Annotated in this window: 17 protein-coding genes; 7 read left to right on the top strand and 10 right to left on the bottom strand. The window is 36.1% G+C overall.

Annotated elements, in window-relative coordinates:
- Positions 1-13 precede the first annotated feature (13 nt).
- From R2Q77_RS09415 to ribD, 6 genes are all read right to left on the bottom strand, one after another.
- Positions 14-1,225 carry a patatin-like phospholipase family protein gene (locus R2Q77_RS09415; protein WP_316803469.1) on the bottom strand — a complete coding sequence of 404 codons (1,212 nt, stop codon included), beginning with the start codon at positions 1,223-1,225 and terminating at the stop codon, positions 14-16.
- Entirely contained in the window at positions 1,222-4,218 is a 2,997-nt protein-coding gene (locus R2Q77_RS09420) for a hypothetical protein (protein ID WP_316803470.1), read from the bottom strand. Before R2Q77_RS09420 ends, R2Q77_RS09415 begins: the two co-directional genes overlap by 4 nt.
- 348 nt (positions 4,219-4,566) lie before the next feature.
- Entirely contained in the window at positions 4,567-5,427 is an 861-nt protein-coding gene (locus tag R2Q77_RS09425; RefSeq protein WP_316803471.1) for a nucleoside phosphorylase, read from the bottom strand.
- A gap of 14 nt (positions 5,428-5,441) precedes the next feature.
- Complete coding sequence (locus R2Q77_RS09430) at positions 5,442-6,056, bottom strand: YigZ family protein (protein WP_316803472.1); 615 nt, start codon at positions 6,054-6,056, stop codon at positions 5,442-5,444.
- Positions 6,043-6,912: an EamA family transporter gene (locus R2Q77_RS09435; RefSeq protein WP_316803473.1), complete on the bottom strand. Its 870-nt coding sequence runs from the start codon at positions 6,910-6,912 to the stop codon at positions 6,043-6,045. The genes R2Q77_RS09430 and R2Q77_RS09435 overlap by 14 nt, the downstream gene beginning before the upstream one ends.
- Positions 6,912-7,964: a bifunctional diaminohydroxyphosphoribosylaminopyrimidine deaminase/5-amino-6-(5-phosphoribosylamino)uracil reductase RibD gene (gene ribD / locus R2Q77_RS09440; RefSeq protein WP_316803612.1), complete on the bottom strand. Its 1,053-nt coding sequence runs from the start codon at positions 7,962-7,964 to the stop codon at positions 6,912-6,914. The genes R2Q77_RS09435 and ribD overlap by 1 nt, the downstream gene beginning before the upstream one ends.
- A gap of 88 nt (positions 7,965-8,052) precedes the next feature.
- On the opposite strand from ribD, the gene prmC reads away from it, so the two are divergent.
- A complete protein-coding gene (prmC, locus tag R2Q77_RS09445) occupies positions 8,053-8,916 on the top strand; it encodes a peptide chain release factor N(5)-glutamine methyltransferase (protein ID WP_316803474.1) in 864 nt (287 codons plus the stop codon).
- On the opposite strand, the gene xerD is transcribed toward prmC, so the two are convergent.
- A complete protein-coding gene (xerD, locus tag R2Q77_RS09450) occupies positions 8,891-9,790 on the bottom strand; it encodes a site-specific tyrosine recombinase XerD (protein ID WP_316803475.1) in 900 nt (299 codons plus the stop codon). The two genes, prmC and xerD, sit on opposite strands and share 26 nt — an antisense overlap.
- 63 nt (positions 9,791-9,853) lie before the next feature.
- Here xerD and aroQ point away from each other — a divergent pair, with 63 nt between their 5' ends.
- Both aroQ and R2Q77_RS09460 read left to right on the top strand, forming a co-directional pair.
- Complete coding sequence (aroQ, locus tag R2Q77_RS09455; RefSeq protein WP_316803476.1) at positions 9,854-10,285, top strand: type II 3-dehydroquinate dehydratase; 432 nt, start codon at positions 9,854-9,856, stop codon at positions 10,283-10,285.
- On the top strand, positions 10,278-10,997 hold the full coding sequence (locus R2Q77_RS09460) for a TlpA disulfide reductase family protein (protein ID WP_316803477.1): 720 nt from the start codon (positions 10,278-10,280) through the stop codon (positions 10,995-10,997). Before aroQ ends, R2Q77_RS09460 begins: the two co-directional genes overlap by 8 nt.
- 353 nt (positions 10,998-11,350) lie before the next feature.
- Here the strand turns inward: R2Q77_RS09460 and R2Q77_RS09465 are convergent, their stop codons facing one another.
- Both R2Q77_RS09465 and R2Q77_RS09470 read right to left on the bottom strand, forming a co-directional pair.
- Positions 11,351-12,364 carry a glycosyltransferase family 2 protein gene (locus R2Q77_RS09465; protein WP_316803478.1) on the bottom strand — a complete coding sequence of 338 codons (1,014 nt, stop codon included), beginning with the start codon at positions 12,362-12,364 and terminating at the stop codon, positions 11,351-11,353.
- 6 nt (positions 12,365-12,370) lie between these two features.
- A complete protein-coding gene (locus R2Q77_RS09470) occupies positions 12,371-13,243 on the bottom strand; it encodes a lysophospholipid acyltransferase family protein (RefSeq protein ID WP_316803479.1) in 873 nt (290 codons plus the stop codon).
- Positions 13,244-13,282: 39 nt separating this feature from the next.
- On the opposite strand from R2Q77_RS09470, the gene R2Q77_RS09475 reads away from it, so the two are divergent.
- The 4 genes from R2Q77_RS09475 (at position 13,283) to bioB (ending at position 17,662) form a co-directional block, all read left to right on the top strand.
- Positions 13,283-13,894 (top strand): WbqC family protein, encoded by a 612-nt coding sequence (locus tag R2Q77_RS09475; protein ID WP_316803480.1) that lies wholly within the window; start codon positions 13,283-13,285, stop codon positions 13,892-13,894.
- Between the two features lie 3 nt (positions 13,895-13,897).
- Positions 13,898-15,019, top strand: coding sequence for a magnesium/cobalt transporter CorA (gene corA / locus R2Q77_RS09480; protein ID WP_316803481.1), 1,122 nt, complete (start codon positions 13,898-13,900; stop codon positions 15,017-15,019).
- Positions 15,020-15,229: 210 nt separating this feature from the next.
- Positions 15,230-16,579 (top strand): magnesium transporter, encoded by a 1,350-nt coding sequence (mgtE, locus tag R2Q77_RS09485; RefSeq protein WP_316803482.1) that lies wholly within the window; start codon positions 15,230-15,232, stop codon positions 16,577-16,579.
- An 81-nt stretch (positions 16,580-16,660) separates the two neighbouring features.
- Positions 16,661-17,662, top strand: coding sequence for a biotin synthase BioB (gene bioB / locus R2Q77_RS09490; protein WP_316803483.1), 1,002 nt, complete (start codon positions 16,661-16,663; stop codon positions 17,660-17,662).
- 60 nt (positions 17,663-17,722) lie between these two features.
- Here the strand turns inward: bioB and R2Q77_RS09495 are convergent, their stop codons facing one another.
- The gene (locus R2Q77_RS09495; protein WP_316803484.1) at positions 17,723-18,133 is read right to left on the bottom strand and encodes an organic hydroperoxide resistance protein; all 411 of its coding nucleotides are present in this window, start codon (positions 18,131-18,133) and stop codon (positions 17,723-17,725) included.
- Positions 18,134-18,543: the final 410 nt, after the last annotated feature.

Genomic DNA, 18,543 nt, shown 5'->3' on the forward strand with positions numbered 1-18,543 from the left:
ATAGAAGGCCGATTTAAGGCTGCAGATTATTTAAAAAATCTAAAGTGATTTTTTTATTGGCATCAGATAGATTGGTCAAATCTGTTTTCTCTAAATTGAATTTTAGCAAGGATAATCCGGAAACATTAAGCTCTACAACGGCTAAATCGGGAACCGTACTGCTATTGACCTGACCTGATCCGGTGCCCATAATCCCAATTTTTAAATAAGTTCTTAAAAAATCAATTAAATTGGATAAAACATTTTTTTCTTTTCTGTTACCTAACCTAAACAAAATGGTATGGTATACATCGTTAAATACCCTGGCTGGTGCGTTGTCAAATAAACCGCCATCAACCCAATATCCTTCGAAATGTGGCGGTAAAGAAAGTTTGTATACTGATGCGGTCGTAATTAAAACAGGTTTAAAGATCAAAGGTAAACTCATTGACATACGGACCGCTGTTGAAATCGGAAAGTCGGGCGTGGTTTTATAAGAAAACACTTCTACATTTTCTGTTTTAAAATTGACGCTGGTAAAGGCCAGTTCAACACCAAAAATAGCATAGTGTTCTTTAAACGTACATGGTTTTTCATTTAGTTGCTGAGTTAGCAGCAACTCCTTGGCATAGGCATAAGCATCTTCATTCATACCTTCTTTTGAGAAGGCGATCTTGTTTCGGACACAAAAAATTTTGTATTGAAGCCAGAACTCAAAAAACTCCTCCTGTATGGTTCTTCCTGAAAACAAACCCCAATCGGCTATTAAACAGGATAAATATTGAGGTAACTTATCCTTTATTTTTTTAGCCAATTCAGGTGATTCTTTAGCGAGGTGGTTGTCGATTTGACTACCGATTACACCAGTTTTGTGCAGCCCGATTAACAACATCACGACCCATTTCGGAGCATTTTTAAATCTTGCTTTTCCGTCGTCAATGTTTATTTCGCTGAAACCGAAGCCAGCTATTACATTTTCACCCATAATCGGGTAGTCAAAGAAGTAATTGAAATCTTTACTCAGAAGAATAAATATCTCATCGCCGCTAAAACCACTTCCTAATAAGAATGCCGTGATCGCACCGGCAGAGGCGCCTGAAATACCTTTTATACTGCCTGTAAGCTTAGAATTCTGAAACGAAATCACTTTGGCTTCTTCTAAAGCATAAATAGCACCAAGATAAGCATTGCCTTTGCCACCACCACCTTCAAAAGACAGGTAATTAATTTCTGATCGCTTTTTCATTGCTGATAATCTGGTAACTCTGAATCCTGTTGCAGGTAAACCAATGTAGTCGGAATAATCACTTCCCATGGCTCACCCTCCGGTACCGCATTGCCTATATCATCGGTTTGGTTTTTCAGCTCATCTGCCAGAGATATAAACAATGGACTTTGTAATTTCGGTGTATCGCCGCCGCCCCATAATGCACCATCATTTTCAAGATAATACATCACCGCATCGTTGTATCCCGGGTGTACGGGAAGTACAACCCTTACAGAACCTGCCTGAAGAAATTTAGTAAATAACGGGTCGTTATCAAAAATGCTTGATTTATGGATCCATTCCGTTTTGCGGGCCCAAAAGTATGGGTAGAATAAATAAGTCAGGTTTTCCCATTCAAATGCCTGCTCAAAAAACTGGATGGTTTTTCCTTCATTAATGGCATCAAAGATGTCAAAGTCTGGCGAATCATTCAGGTTAGCTTTCATCGCATCAAATAATCCGAAAGTGTAGGTGTCCATCAGCAATTTAATACATTGTTTTTTTAGTTCAACCTTTTCTATTTCCCGGTTTATTAATGGATTTTGACCTGAAATTACGATACCCTGTTGTACCTTCTGTGCAGCATTTTTTTGATCATAATCCATCTGCATTGCTTTATAGGCATTCATGATTTTTTCATAGGTCTCAATTTGCCATTGCTCGTAGGTTTCAGGAAGCCTTTCTACCAAAGCGTACAGATTTACCGTATAAGAAAGTACATCATAACTGTTTACCGATACCTGGATAATAGTGTCTTGATAAAAGGTATGAAAAGGAATGGATTGGTCATCAAACAGGGAATTGGCCAAAAAACGTTCATTAAACCGTCCTCTGGTATCATCCAGATTTAATATACGAAAGATCTTGTTGCCTATAGTGATTTCCAATTTTGGGAAATGTGTCCAGATGGCTGATACATCGAACCAAACGCCTACTTTGGAAACATAGCCAGAAGGTACCACCAAAGACTGGTTGTTGAGCGAAAAGGATGCACCTTCCTGAACTTCATCGCTGTCTTTACCTTCGCCAATAGGCATACCATCTTTAAAAATGGCTGATGAAATGGTTTTATACAACGGTGGAGGAGGAGTTACACCCTGGGTATTATAATCTCTGATGTACCATTGATAGTTGAATTCATTGATATCCTTGTGTGAAATAAGGCCATCAGTTATCCATTTGGCCTCGCTGTCCTGAATCCATTTGTAGGGTATGATAGGGGGTGTTAAGTCTTGTTTTGGCTGATGGTTTTGTGCATATTCAAAAAATGCAGCGGGCTCAGGTATAATAAACTCAAACATCATGCGCTTGCCGTAATTAAATATCTGTGCTTCATAGTATTTATCAACCCATCTGTAAATGCCGATTGTGTGTTCAGTACTGTTTTTATTATCTATACCGTGTGTATTGATTTCTTCAACTTCATGGAGCTGTTTCTCTGTACGTTCTTCACTGGTTTTCTTTTGTATTTTAGAAACGGATTTATTGATAACTTCCTTGGCAAAGTTTGATGAGGTTTTATTGGATTCTTCACTGGAAGTACCATAAGCAAAATCGCCATAGGCACCAAATGTGACCATTCCATAGGAGCCAGAAACAGTAACCCCCGCCTGAACATCCATTTTTTCTTTGATGGTTTTCTCACTTTCCTTTGCTAATTCAAATCTTTCGGTACTTTGGGTGTCTTTATCTGTTGTTTCCTCAGTTTCTTTTGATTCAATAAATATTTCTTCTGTCCGATCGAGTACACGATGTTTACGTTCTTTATATTCCCCCTTTAAAACATTCTCAATATGAGCCACCTCTCCGCTCATGTATTTTTTCAGCTTCTGCTTTACCACCTTAAGATCGCCAACGCCCAGTGGCTTAATTGATCTCCTTACATTGTTAGGAACAGGAATAGGAAAGGGTTTATAAGGTTTCCTAAAATCATTCAGGCGCGATACCAGGTTAGATAAGTCGTTATAACTTAATACTTCCTTAGGCATCAATTCCAAAAATGCCTCATCCTGAACGTTGCTGGCTTTTTGATATAAAAGGTTTAGTTGATTTTGCAATTGAGACATCGTAACAGGCACCTGAAAATCGACATCTGTAATGTGCATACTTGTCAGTAAAGACTGAGTCGTATTTTGCAGTTTTGTTAAGTCAGATTTTTTATACACCAATTTATTGGATATCGTAGTTCGATTAATGCTTTTACCGGCTTCTTCTGATGGCTTACCACCAACGTCTTTAGTTTCGCTATATATAATGGGATTTAGAGTCTTTACTTCATCTATGGCTTTTTTTGTTTCAAGGATATCAGTCCATATTTTGGTATATTCCTTTACTTTTTCCGGATCAATTACATTCGGTATGGTGGTTGGAGGACGATCTGTACTTACTGGTTTTGGAAGTATGGTAAGCACTTTTGGAATTAACGGCTGGGCAGTCATCACCCGTTGTAAACTTGCCACATCTGTAACCAGATTACGATTGATGCAATCTAAAAGGTGAAAACTCTGCAATCCGATGGTTAATATCTCAGGATTTACGGTTTCAGCCCTTCCTAAAACATAAAAAGCATAATACCTGTCCCAAATGTTTTCAAGCATCCGTTGCCGAATAGGCGTTTTTAGAAATACATCTATCGACATTCCAATGGCTTCATAAATTTGCTGCTTTAAAATGTTGATATCAAAATTGCCGACCTGTGCTTTTGCGGTTTCATGTATTTTCGATAAACTGAAATCTCCTTCTGATTGAGGATAGTTTATTTTATAATCTGTCGAATTGATAAAATCCTTAGTTATTTCTGGTATCCTCTCGGCTTCTTTAGCATTGAATAAACTTAATAGTTTGGCAATGGGAGTTTTCTCAATTGCCCTGCTGTCTTCAATAAAATTTAATTGAAAGTTTCTTTCGTTAATAGAAGTTGGAGGTCGGAGGGCAACAAATTTGAATACATCTGTTTTGGCTGAATTATCCATAATCTTGTTTTAGCTAAGTAAATGAAATGTCTAATTAAGAGGGTGGTCTTAGATTTCAGTGTTAAGCTAATCACAATTAACAAGCGAATGTATTGTAATGATTGAATAGGATGGATGGCTGCGTAGATTAGGGCGTCTAATGAGCGAAGGCAGCAGGTAATTTAGCTCAAATTAAAAGGAAGCAGAAGTAATAAAATTATAATAGGCTTTTTATAAGCCACTTATGAATCTTTTTTGTTATTCTGAAAAGTTCAAAGCATTGTTAAGTAATGAAAAGCAAACTCAACGATACAATACTTCTTAGCTTTCAGAATAACAGCGTGTGCAGGGGATTTGTAAGGTGCTTTCTTAAATTCTCTCCAGCACCATTTTAATGGCTTTTTCTACAATCTCATTCGGATTCTGGCTAAACTGAAAGTTTACCCTGCTGGCTAAAATTGCATTAACAGACAGTGCTTTATGACCTAAAACTTTAGCCAATGCATATATTCCTGCTGTTTCCATCTCCAGGTTAGTAACCCTTAAACTTCCGCTTTTAAAAGAATTAATTAAACCAATAAAATTAGGAACTGCATTTTTAGCCCGTACCTGTCGCCCTTGTGGTGCATAAAAACCAGGTGCTGTAATGGTAATGCCTTGTTCCATATCTTTGCCAATTGTATTAATTAGCGTTTCACTGGCTGCAGTTAAATAAGGGTTAATGTTTTTTAAATGCCCGAAATGAGACTTTATATCATCCAGCAAACTATGCTCATCACCAGATAATTCCTGCACGTAATAATTCATTAAAGCATCCATTCCTAAGCCATAAGCAGAAGCTAAAATGGTGCCCATCGGTATATCAGGTTGTACCGCACCAGAGGTGCCTACCCGAATGATATTTAAAGAAGTAAGCTCCTTTTTTACCGCTCTGTTGCTAAAATCTATATTAACAAGCGCATCAAGCTCATTGAATACAATATCTATATTATCAGTTCCTATTCCGGTAGAAAGAACTGTGACACGTTTAGCCCCTATATAACCCGTATGGGTGATAAACTCACGTTTGCCTTTTTTTAGTTCAATGCGGTCAAAATATTTACTTACCGCTCCAACACGATCAGGATCGCCTACTGTAATCACCGTTTCGGCTACGTCTTCAGGTAAAATGTTCAGGTGGTATATTGTTCCGTCTGGATTTATGATTAAATCACTTTCTGCTATTTTCATGGATATATCTGGTCTTAAATGGTTTGAAGGTACTTTAGTTTAATGCCTTCAATTTTATCAAACTTAGTTAAAACTATATTTAATTGTGCCTTTCTGATCTCAAATTTTAAAATGCATTGGGTATCAAAATTTTGACCCAGTACCAACAAATTCTCGTCCTTTACCAGTTTCATCACATCGTTCATTTGTAAATAATCAAATTGAACTTCATACACATCATTAATGGTTTTACTTATTATGGAAGCAGATTTAATGGATTCGGCAGCTGCCGTTTTATAAGCATTAATTAAACCCGGAACGCCTAACAAAGTACCACCAAAATACCTCACAACCACAATCAAAACATTTGTTATGTCATCTGATAACATACAGTTTAGAATCGGTCTGCCAGCCGTACCAGAAGGTTCACCGTCATCGTTAACTCTAAAAACAGACCGATCAGGTGTTAATCTGTATGCATAGCAGAAATGCCGTGCCTTAGCATGCTCGGTTCTTAAATTTGTAATTATTGGTTTAACTTCTTCTTCAGATTTAATGGGGTAGGCATAAGCAATAAATTTACTGCCTTTATCTCTAAATATACCTTCAGCAGCACGATCTATTGTTTTATAAGAATCATCGAACAGCATAAATTTGTGATAAAGTAATTAGTACAACAGCAGCAATGGCTAAAACAATCCCGGCATAATTGAGCTTGGTTAGTTTTTCTTTAAAAATTAATATCCCGATTAAGCTGCCCACAACAATAACACCTAAATTCATTGCGGCGAATACTGTTGACGGGTTTTTAGATAATGCCTGATGGGCTTTTAAATAAAACAGGATATTGCCAAAATTAAATAAGCCCAGAATAACGCCGCACACCAGGTTAACCAGCTGTAATTTAGTTTTTTTAGCTAAAACCATTATCATTACGATTATGATAGAAACTATAAAGGCCAAACAAAAGACCGTGAAGAGCGAAGTGGTATAAGGCAATTCCTTATGTAAAGCAATTTGTTTAAAGAGTACATCAATTACACCGAAGCCTATAAAAACAAATACCGGATAAATCCATTTATTTTGTTCTGCTTGTTTATCCGTTTTACGGATAAAAGTTAAAAATATGGCGATAAAACCAACCGCTAATCCAATAAACTTTAAGTTGTTAAAATCTTCCTTAAAAATAAAATAAGCTGCTAAAACCGGTATAAATAAAGAAAGTCGTTGTGCAATATCTGTTTTAACGATTCCCAGATTTTTAACAGAGGCAGCTAAAAACAGAAAAATTGTAGGTAAAAGCACAGCTAAAGAAATGTAAATAGACCACGGAGCAGTAGCTGTTACGACAGATACATCTGGTTTAAAAAACAAAAAACACAAAGTTAAAGCTGTTAAGTAGTTATAAGTAACGGCTTGTATAATGCTAATCTGGTATCTTTTAGCAAGTTTTAAAAGGATAGCAACAGTTACGCTGCATAAAATACTTAAAGCAATGTATATCATTAATTTATATCGTTTATATAGATAGAGAGTTTGTCTGTTCCAAGTTGAAATTCTTCTTGTAAATGGCCATTTATGGTAGGCGCCGCTATACCGGCTGTCCAGCTATTTGCTGAGCGGAAAATACGGGCCTCATCCCAAAGATTGTTTTCTAAAAATTGATTTAAAATATGTGCGCCTCCTTCAATAATTACAGATTGTATGTCCATTAAATAAAGTTGAAAAGAAATCTTTTGCGGAAGATAAAAATGCATGTCTTCCATTTGAATGTAGTGAATGTTATCAACTACATCAGTTTTGATTTCATTTAAAATAATGGTTTTGGCTTCCTTATTGAATAGGTGGTTATTTTTAGGGATTTCTAAATGTTTATCAATAACCAGGCGAACCGGGTTTTTGCCTGTCCATTCTCTGGCAGTTAAATGTGGATTATCGGCGATAGCAGTTTTTTTTCCAACTAAAATGGCGTCTTCTTCTGTACGCCATTTATGCGCTATGCGTTTGGCTAAGGCTCCGCTAATCCATTTTTGATGACCATCACTGGTCGCAAAGTAACCATTAGCTGTTTCGGCCCATTTTAAAATAATATATGGTCTTTGTTTTTGTATCCTGGTAAAAAATCTCCTGTTAAAATACAAGCATTCTTCATCTAAAACACCACTTACAACTTCAATACCGGCATTTTTAAGTTTTTCAATTCCCTTACCATCAACACCAGAAAAAGGGTCACGATTTCCGATGACAACTTTTTTTAGCTGGTGTTTTACAAATAAATCTGCACAGGGCGGGGTTTTACCAAAGTGGGCACAAGGTTCTAAATTAACATAGGCTGTAGCTTGTTTTAAGAGGCTTTCTGCTTCATCTCCGTAACGCTCAAATACAGTTTTAACCGCATTTGGCTCTGCATGTGCCTGCCCAAATTCCTGATGGTAACCTTCGCCAATTATTTTTCCGTTTGCCACAATAACGCATCCAACCATTGGGTTTGGACTTACGTTTCCGATTGCTGTGGCTGCTAATTCTAAACAACGTTTTATGTAAAATTCATCGCTCATTAGCGCAAAAGTAGTCAAAGATTTTAATGGATGGCGTAAAATAGAAAATGTAATTAAAAAAGCTAAACTATGTTTAGTTTTGCAGTACATGAAAATAGGAGAATTAGCCGAAAAATATATTTCTGATTTGAATATCCTCTACGAGCGAGAGGAAGCTAAAGTTCTATTTAGCTTATCTGCGGCGCATATTTTAAACATTTCGACAACTCAATTAAGAATGCAGTATGCAGTATCTTTGTTGTATAATGATTATCAGCAATTGCTGGCCATTTTGGAGGACTTAAAATCGGGCAAACCCATTCAGCATATACTAAATGAGGCACATTTTTATGGTTCTGTTTTTAAAGTAAATGAAAACGTATTGATTCCGAGACCGGAAACTGAAGAACTGGTAGATTGGATAATTAACGAAATTCAGCAGGTGGGAAATGGGGCTGTACAAATACTGGATATTGGTACCGGATCGGGTTGTATTCCTATAACTTTAAAAAAGTATTTACCTAACAGTACCGTTTCTACGATGGATGTTTCTGCCAAAGCCATTGAGGTTGCAAAAGAAAATGCAGAACATTTACAACAGCAGGTTAATTTTATAGAAGCTGATATATTGGTTTATAAAAGCAATGAAAAGTACGATGTGGTGGTTAGTAATCCGCCGTACATCAGAATGCTGGAACGAACAGAAATGCATAAAAATGTATTAACTTTTGAGCCACACCTTGCTTTGTTTGTAAGTGATGAAGATCCATTAATTTTTTATAAAGCCATAGCCGAATTTGCAATTCAGAACCTTAACCCTAATGGTTATTTATTTTTTGAAATTAATGAGTACTTAGGTTTAGGAACCATTCAGTTGTTAAAAGATAAAGGATTTAATAACATTAAGTTAAAGAAAGATATGCAGGGTAAAGACAGAATGATTATGGCTAAGATCGTGGATGAAATTGCGTAATTACTTCTCTTAAATAATCACGATCTATATGCGTATAAATTTCTGTAGTGGTAATGCTTGAATGGCCTAACATTTCCTGTACCGCCCTTAAATCAGCTCCGCCTTCAATTAAATGGGTAGCAAAGGAGTGGCGTAGGGTATGTGGGCTAATTGTTTTTTTAAGTCCAACGCTTACCGCTAAACTCTTAATTAAATTAAAAATGGTAATCCTGGAGAGTTTTGCTCCAAAACGATTAAGAAAAATATAATCTTCATTGCCTTTCTTAATGTTTGCATGTACTCTAACTTGATTAAGGTAAATATCAAGCAATTTCAAAGCAACCCCTCCAATGGGTACCAAACGTTCTTTATTGCCTTTACCAATAACTTTAATAAATTCTATCTGTGGGTATAAATTTGATATTTTTAAATCCGTTAACTCACTAACTCTTAAACCACAACCATATAATACTTCAATTATAGCTTTATTTCTCATGCCTTCAGGCTTTGAAGCATCTATCGCATCAATTAAGCTGTTAATCTCATAAATATTTAAAGTGTCTGGCAGTTTTCTGCTAATTTTGGGTGCCTCGATTAAGGAAACAGGATCACTTTGAACAACATCTTCCAGCATAAGAAACGAGAAAAATGCTTTTAATCCGGAAATTACACGAGCTTGCGTACTGGCCTGCATACCCAACTCATTTAGCCAGGTAATAAACAGCTTTACATCTTCAACCTTTATTTCATTCAGTTTCGGCTCCAAGCCTAAAGTTGCATAATATTGCCTTAATTTATCGATATCATTCAAATAAGCATCAACAGAATTGCCTGACAAAGAGCGTTCTAACTTTAAATAAACCGTAAAACCTTTAATATATGATTGCCAAAGCATGTTTTTGTATCAGATTTTTTTTAACATTGCAACGTTACAACATTTTAACGTTATAATACCATCATGAAAATACAAATTATAAACGGACCAAATTTAAATCTTTTAGGTGTGAGAGAGCCCTCAATTTACGGTAATGAAGGTTTCGATGATTACGTTAAACAACTAAGAACCGTTTATTCTATCCTGGAAATTGATTATTTCCAAAGCAATGTAGAGGGCGAAATCATTAACAAACTGCACGAAGTAGGTTTCAGCTATGATGGCGTGATCCTTAATGCAGGAGGTTACACACACACCTCAGTAGCTATTGCGGATGCGATTGCAGCCATAAAGACGCCTGTAATTGAAGTTCATATTTCTAATATCTATGCCCGTGAAGAATACAGGCATATTTCTTTAACAGGTAAAAATTGCAAAGGTGTTTTAACCGGTTTCGGCATCAATGGATATCGTTTGGCTATAGAAAGTTTATTAATAAATACTCAAAATGCTTAAAAATCTAATATTAATCGCTCTGTTTTTCTGTGTAACTGTTGTTTGTGCACAGGAAGGTACTCCAAAAAAAACGATGATTAATGAACAATCTGTTGTAAGGGGAGAAGACGGCATGGCTTACCCTTATGCGGTATGGCAAAAATTAATGACAACGGGTAAGTATGGGCTAAAAAGTAGGGGAACACGTGCAGAAAATGGCAGCCCTGAATATTTAATCTATCAGTTATCGGCTAATGAAAAGACCGCCTTTTTTGATAAACTACCTAAACCCCGAGCCAGTGATTCTTTTGCTGAAGGAGAATTGTTTAATGGTTTAAAGGTTACCGATATGAACGGCAATAAATATGATCTTCGAGATAGTACAGGCAAAGTATTTGTACTTAATTTCTGGTTTATTAATTGTCCGCCTTGTAAAGCGGAAATCCCTCAGTTAAATGAACTTGCAGCCGAATACAAAGATAAAAACGTTGTTTTTTTAGCCATTGCATTGGATGAAAGATATGATTTAAAGAGCTTTTTAAAAACAACTCCATTTAATTATAATATCGTTGACGGAGGTCGTTATATTGCCAATAAATATGATGTAAAAGGTTATCCAACACATGTTGTTGTTGATAAAAGTGGCTTTATTAAATTCAGCACTTTGGGTTTGGCTTCCAATACCATTCATTGGGTTAAAAAATCTATCGACGAAGCTTTGATAGGTAAGTAGAGGAGTTGCTTAACCAATTCATACGTCACCCTGAATTTATTTCAGGGTCTTAGGGAATAGATTCAGTTTCTATTTCTTCATTGCGAGGCACGAAGCAATCCTTATGCAATGAATATTTACCTTTTAAGATTGCTTCGTGCCTCGCAAGGACGGCTTTTGTGATTTTTTATTCTTAACCAATTCATACATCACTCTGAATTTATTTCAGGGTCTTAGTGATTAGATTTAGTTTCTATTTCGTCATTGCGAGGCACGAAGCAATCCTTATGCAATGAATGTTTACCTTTTAAGATTGCTTCGTGCCTCGCAATGACGGCTCTTAACCAGTTCTTACATCACCCTACAAGCACACATTAATTAAGCTTAGAAAAGAACCTGATTTTTTTGATAAAGAAAGCCCAAACCACACTGCCATTAAAAACGCCAGCATGTTGCGCATAAGGCTTTTGATGCTGTTTTCTTTTTGCCGCTGTTTTTAAAATTGACTTTATAAAATGCCAGTGCCCTTTACTTACCGCAAGGGTAAATTTAGGTTTACCAGTTAGCAAAAAGTGCCACCAGGCAATAAAATCGATCCACATTCTAATAATTATACGAAAGAAAGCATCGCCGGCAGGCAAATTTTTCTGCATAATAATCAGGTTGTTTCTAAAGTTTAAATAGGTTTTAAATGGGTTTTCGGTTTGCAAGGTTCCGCCACCAATGTGGTAAACCTCAGCATCGGGCGAATACATAATTTTGTAATTCAGGTTTTTAAGTCGCCAGCAAAGGTCAATTTCTTCCATGTGGGCAAAAAGGTCAGCATCCAGTCCACCTGCTTCCTGCCAGCATTTGCTTTTAATAAAAAATGCAGCGCCACTTGCCCAAAAAACTTCTTTAGTATCATTGTATTGGCCGTTATCCATTTCATAAACATTAAATAAACGTCCACGGCAAAAAGGAAAACTAAACCGATCTAAATACCCACCTGCAGCACCAGCGTATTCAAACTGGTTTTTATTACCGTGCCATTTAATTTTAGGTTGTGCCGCAGCAATAAGTGCATCACTTTCCATTAAGGCAATAACGGGTTTAATCCAGTTGGGCGTTACCTCAACATCCGAGTTTAAAAGGATAAAATAATCGGCATCAACACGTTCTAAAATTTTATTGTAACCTCCGGCAAAACCATAATTCACATCATTGGTAATAACTTTAACCTGAGGGAAGTTTTCTTGTAAAAAAGCAACTGAGCCATCTGTTGAGGCATTATCGCCAACAATGACTTGCAAATTATCATAATCAGAAAGGAGTATTCCGGGTAAAAACTGATTTAGCAATTCTTTCCCGTTCCAATTTAAAATTACAACGGCTACTGAAGGATTCATTCTTATCTATTCGGGTTTAACTTTCCAGCGTTTGTGGCTCCAAAGCCAGTATTGAGGCTGTTCTTTAATAATATCTTCTAAAAACTTGAAGTGCAAATTGGTTATTTCAAATTCTTCTGTTTTGGATGGATCTGCACACATTGGTAAAACCTCTACTTCATAATATCCTTTTTTAACAGGAGAAACTTTAAAATAATAAATAGGTCTGTTGGTTTGTTTAGCAATTTTTTCTACTCCAAGTAAAGCTGCAGTGGGCTGGTTTAAGAAATTAACAAAATACTTTGTTTCTTCTCTAACCGGTGATTGATCGCTGGCCAGGCATAGCAAAGTTGTTTCATTTCTATAGGTCGCAATTCCCCTTAATGTTTGCCGCATTGCCAAAAATATGTTACCATATTTAGTGCGTAAATTATTAAACCAAAGTTCAAATATTTTATTGTTAATGGGTTTATAAATTACAATGGTTTTAGCCGAAATATTTAAACCCAAAGCCAATGTTCCAAGCTCCCAGTTTCCATAATGGCCGGTACAGGCAATAACACTTTCGCCCGCTTTAAAATGCTTTTCAATTAAATCTATCCCACTAAACTTAACCCTCTTTAGCGTTTCTTCCTTAGAAATAGAAGCCATTTTAATAATTTCAAAAATCAGTCCGGCAAAATATTTAAAATACTTTTTCTCTATGCTTAGTAATTCAGCCTTACTTTTTTCGGGAAAAGAATTCAATAAATTTTCTCTGACAACTTTTTTTCTATATCCAATTATGTAATAAAGGAGATAATATAGTAATCTTGCAAAAAAAAGCAACAATTGCAGAGGCAGGAGCGAAAGCAGGCATAAAAAAAACACGCCTATGTGCGCAATTCCTCTTTTTATCATTATTTTTAAAACGTTTGGGTTACAAACATAAATTTTCAAATGCAGAATACAGCTATACTTCCATTATTTTATATTCCACCGGTTGGTTATTTTAGTTTAATGCAAAAATTAAGTCCTGATTTTTTAATTGAGCAGTATGAGCATTTACCGAAGCAAACCTACCGCAACAGGGCGAGTATCTGTTCGCCAAATGGCAAACTGGATATTACGGTACCTGTAGTAAAGGGATCAAAAACACATACAAGGGTTAAAGATGTAAAAATCAGTTACGATTTTAACTGGCAGCGCCTGCATTGGCTTAGCCTGGAAAGTTGTTACCGCAGTTCGGCCTATTTCGAGTTTTACGAAGATGAACTCGCCAGGTTTTACAATGAAAAATTTGAATTTTTATTCGATTATAATTTTCAGCTTTTAGAATGGTTGAGTAAAAAGTTGAAATTAAACACAGCTTTCAGTTTTACAGAGGAGTACATTGCAAATGTTGGCCCAAATCTTGACTACCGTAATATTATGAACCCGAAGAAAACGGAAGAAATGGTAAACAATAAACCCTATTATCAGGTTTTTGAAGATAGAAATCAATTTATGCCCAACTTAAGCATCGTTGATTTATTGTTTAATCAAGGCCCGCAAGCCCGGTTATACCTATAAATTATGGCTAAAAACAAACCGCGTCATCGACATAAGCACTATAAAGTACCATTACCTGGCACAAGCCCGGGTTTATATGCTATTGACGAAAATGCTTTAAAATCTGTTATTACCTTACATACTTATAACGATAAAACTTATAAAAAAGAGGAAATTAAGGGTTTTAATAACCTGAAAGAGTTAACCGGGAATAAAGAATTTTATTATTGGATAGATGTTAAAGGGCTTGCAGATGCAGCCATGTTCGAAACCTTATATACCGAACTTAACGTGAGCCGTTTGGTTTTGGAGGATATAACAAGTTCCTATCAAAGGCCAAAATTAGATGAATACGATAATGATAATTATGTTTTTGCGGTAAGCAGGCATCTTTATTTAGGCGATGACAGTAGCCTTTGCAACGACCAGATTTCGTTTATATTAACTTCACGAGTACTCATTACATTTCAGGAAACTTACGAGGATTGTTTTGAACCCGTTCGCAAACGTTTGGAGGTTGGAAAAGGCAATATCAGGGTGGGCGGAAGCAGCTACCTGATGTACGCCATAATGGATGTAATTGTAGACAATTATTTCACTTTACTTAACTATTGGGGCGAAGAACTTGATGCCATTGAAGACCGTTTATACGATAATCCGGATAAACGAATTATGTACGATACTCAAGCCATTAAAAGATCATTGATTATGATCAGAAAAGTAGCCTGGCCTGAGCGGGATAAACTGAACGATATTTTGCGTAGCGACAGCCCTTTGATTACTGATTTAACGAAAACTTATATCAAAGATGCTTACGACCATTGCATCCAGATTATTGATTTCATTGAATCTTTAAAGGAAATTGCATCGGCCAATATTGATATGAATTTATCCATTATCAGTAACAGGATGAATGAAATTATGAAGGTTTTAACCATTATATCTTCTATTTTTATTCCACTAACCTTTATTGCTGGTATTTATGGAATGAATTTTAGCCGAGAAGATCCCGTTACCGGTAAAATTTTAAAAGATAACATGCCCGAACTCTATATGGCACATGGTTATTTATATACCTGGCTGATTATGGGGGCTATTGCCATTTTGCAAGTAATCTATTTTTGGCGAAAAGGCTGGTTTAAATAATTTTAAGCGAAGTAAATTTATAATCAATCCTTAAACCGCATAAAGAATGTTTAAAGATTATTGTTTGCTGTCATTTTGAAACAGTAGCGGTAAAGGGTCTATAAAAATTCTTAAATTAAAAACTTAGTTAAGCGCTTAATTCTTAAATTTAAATATAATTTTAGCCTTCATAGTTGAAGATAATCTAAAATACAAAGCACAAACATAAAGATGCAATCATTCGAGATAGATAAAAGCGACGTATTAAAGGTTAAAAATGCAATTTTAGCAGGTGATGAAGTTCTAAAAGAGGTTTTACAGGATTATCATGCCTCAGAGATTGCCATCTTATTTGAGCGTTTAGATAAGGTGCAGCAGCAGCATATTATTAATTTATTGCCCGCTGAGTTGGCTTCAGAAATTATTTCTGAAATGGATGAAGAATCCCATCCGGAAGATTTGCTTTTCAAACTGCATCCCGATAAACGTACTGAAATTGTTGAAGAACTGGATTATGATGATGCTACAGATATTATTTCGCAGCTTGAAGACCATGAGCAAAAGGAAATTCTTGGCGATTTAAACGAGGAAGATGCTTCAAACATTCGTAATTTATTAACCTACGACGAGAAAACGGCCGGAGGGTTAATGAACACAGATTTAATTTGTGTAAATATAAACCTGACCAAAAAAGATGCTATTGACGAAATTATCCGTCAAAGCGAAGAGATGGAAGAGTTTTATACCATTTATGTGGTAGATGACCTTGAAATTTTTAAAGGCATTGTTTCGCTTAAAGACATTATTAAAGCCAAGCACAATGCCCAAATAACCGAGTTGGTTAAAACAGATGCTGTATATGTACATCCAAATACAGACCAGGAAGAGGTTGCTTATCTGATTTCACAATATAACTTAACCAGTATTCCGGTTATAGACGATCATCAAAAACTGCTTGGAAGAGTAACCTTTGATGATGTGATTGATGTAATGCAGGAAGAAAGTACCGAGGATATTTTAAAAATTTCAGGGGTATCAGAAGACGAGGAATTGAGCGGTAACTGGGTTGAGGCGGTAAAATCGCGTTTACCCTGGTTAATTATAAACCTGGGCACTGCATTTTTAGCTTCATCTGTTGTTCGCTATTTTGACCCGACGATTAAACTCATTCCCTCGCTTGCTGCTTACATGACCATTATTGCCGGGATGGGAGGGAATGCGGCAACACAAGCACTTGCCGTTACCGTTAGGCGTATCTCTTTATATGATTTAACAGATCAGCAAGCTTACAGGACCGTTTTAAAGGAATTCACCGTTGGATTAATTAATGGCGCCGCTAATGGATTAATCGTATTTATTTTCGCTTATTTTTTCGATGGAAATCCAATGCTTGGATTGGTTATCTTCCTGGCTATGACGGGTAATCTGGTTATTGCGGGCATTACGGGGGCTGGAATTCCATTAATTTTAAAACGTGTAGGTATAGATCCGGCCATTGCTTCGTCTATAATTATTACTACTTTTACCGATGTTTTTGGCTTCCTGTTAATTTTAGGATTAGCCAGTAAATTATTGTTGTAACGTTAAATATTAAAAATTGATGGATTGTTATGATCAATACAATCTTAAAAAACCCTTATATCAACACATACTGATCAAACTATGCAACCAACAAGACACGACTGGAGCAAACAAGAAATAGCAGATATTTACAATAAACCATTCTTAGATTTGGTTTACGAGGCTGCAAGCATACATAGAGCAAATAAAGATTATAATGAAGTTCAGGTAAGTTCATTAATATCCATTAAAACAGGTGGTTGTGCAGAAGATTGTTCTTATTGCCCGCAAGCTGCACGTTATCATACTGATTTGGAAGTACAACCCTTAATGCAGGTTGGCCAGGTGGTTAGCGCAGCGGTTAAAGCTAAAGAGGGTGGAGCTTCGCGCTTATGCATGGGTGCCGCCTGGAGAGAGGTAAGAGATAACCGCGATTTTGACCGTGTAATTGAGATGGTTAAAGCCGTAAATGATATGGATATGGAAGTTTGCTGTACATTAGGCATGCTTACCGAAAACCAGGCACAACGCTTAGCTGATGCAGGTTTATATGCCTACAATCACAATATCGACACTTCTGAAGATGATTATAAACGCATCATTTCTACAAGAACCTATGATGATCGTTTAAATACCATTAAAAATGTACGTAAAGCAAAATTAACGGTTTGCAGTGGAGGTATCATTGGTTTAGGCGAAACGGTTGAAGATCGTGTTTCAATGCTTCAAACTTTATCCAATATGGCTAAACATCCGGAATCAGTACCTGTAAATGCTTTGGTGCCGGTAAAAGGAACACCATTGGAAGATCAACCCCGTGTACCCATTTGGGATATGGTTAGGATGATTGCTACAGCACGTATTGTAATGCCAAATTCCGTTGTTCGTTTATCTGCAGGAAGAAATGAAATGAGCACTTTAGAACAGGCATTCTGTTTTATGGCTGGCGCAAGTTCCATTTTTGCAGGCGATAAGTTATTAACCACACCAAACCCGGCTTTTGTGGACGATATGGCTATGTTTGAGTTATTGGGTTTAAAAACAAGAGAGGCTTTTAAAAATGGCAGACCAGCCAATACTAAAATTGAAGAAGTAGCACTTTAAAAGAAATATGATTTCATAAAAAAAGCGATCTTACGATCGCTTTTTTTATGAAAATTAATTTTAGATCGCTGTAATGCGGACTTCAATATTTCCTTTTGTTGCTTTTGAATATGGACAGGCCCTGTGTGCTTTTTCTGCTAAAGACTGTGCTTCTTCATGCGAAATACCCGGAATGTGAACATCCAAATCAGCGGATAGCACAAACGAATTTCCGTCTTTATTAAATGAAACCAAAACATTTACAGTAGCCTCGCTAACATCAACTCCATCGCGTTCAGCAACAGAACCCAGTGCACCTAAATAACAAGGCCCCCAGGCTGCAGCAAATAATTGCTCAGGGTTAGTTGCCCCACCTTGTCCACCCAATTCTTTAGGTTTTCTTAAATCAAATTCTATTAATCCATCACTTGATTTTACATGGCCATCACGGCCACCAGTAGCTGTAACTTCAGCTGTATATAACTTTTCCATAAATGTATTATTAAACACGTTTTAACAGTTCATATCGCGTATTGTTTTAATGAATTATAAAATTCGATTTTTAAAAAAGATTTGAAATGTGCTTTATAACGATAAAAACAGCCAAATAATAATTTGTTTTTACGATTCAAAGGGGCAATTATCAGGCTTTTAAGCAAAAAAATGTTTCGTTTCATGTAAAAAATATGTTTTTTAATCTCTGTATATTCCTGAAAGGTTTATCTATCAATAATTAGCAAATCGAATTATTAAATATTTGGCCTATAGCACTTTAAAGCCTATTTTGGCTTAAACGTAATAGATTGAATGCTCTTCTAAATTAGAAATTGCAAAATTTAAATATGGTTTCGTGTAAAAAATGCCTGTTGTGGCCTGTTTAAAATTTAACAGGTATACTAATT

It is taken from the genome of Pedobacter nototheniae (assembly GCF_032678625.1).
Taxonomy (GTDB): domain Bacteria; phylum Bacteroidota; class Bacteroidia; order Sphingobacteriales; family Sphingobacteriaceae; genus Pedobacter; species Pedobacter nototheniae_A.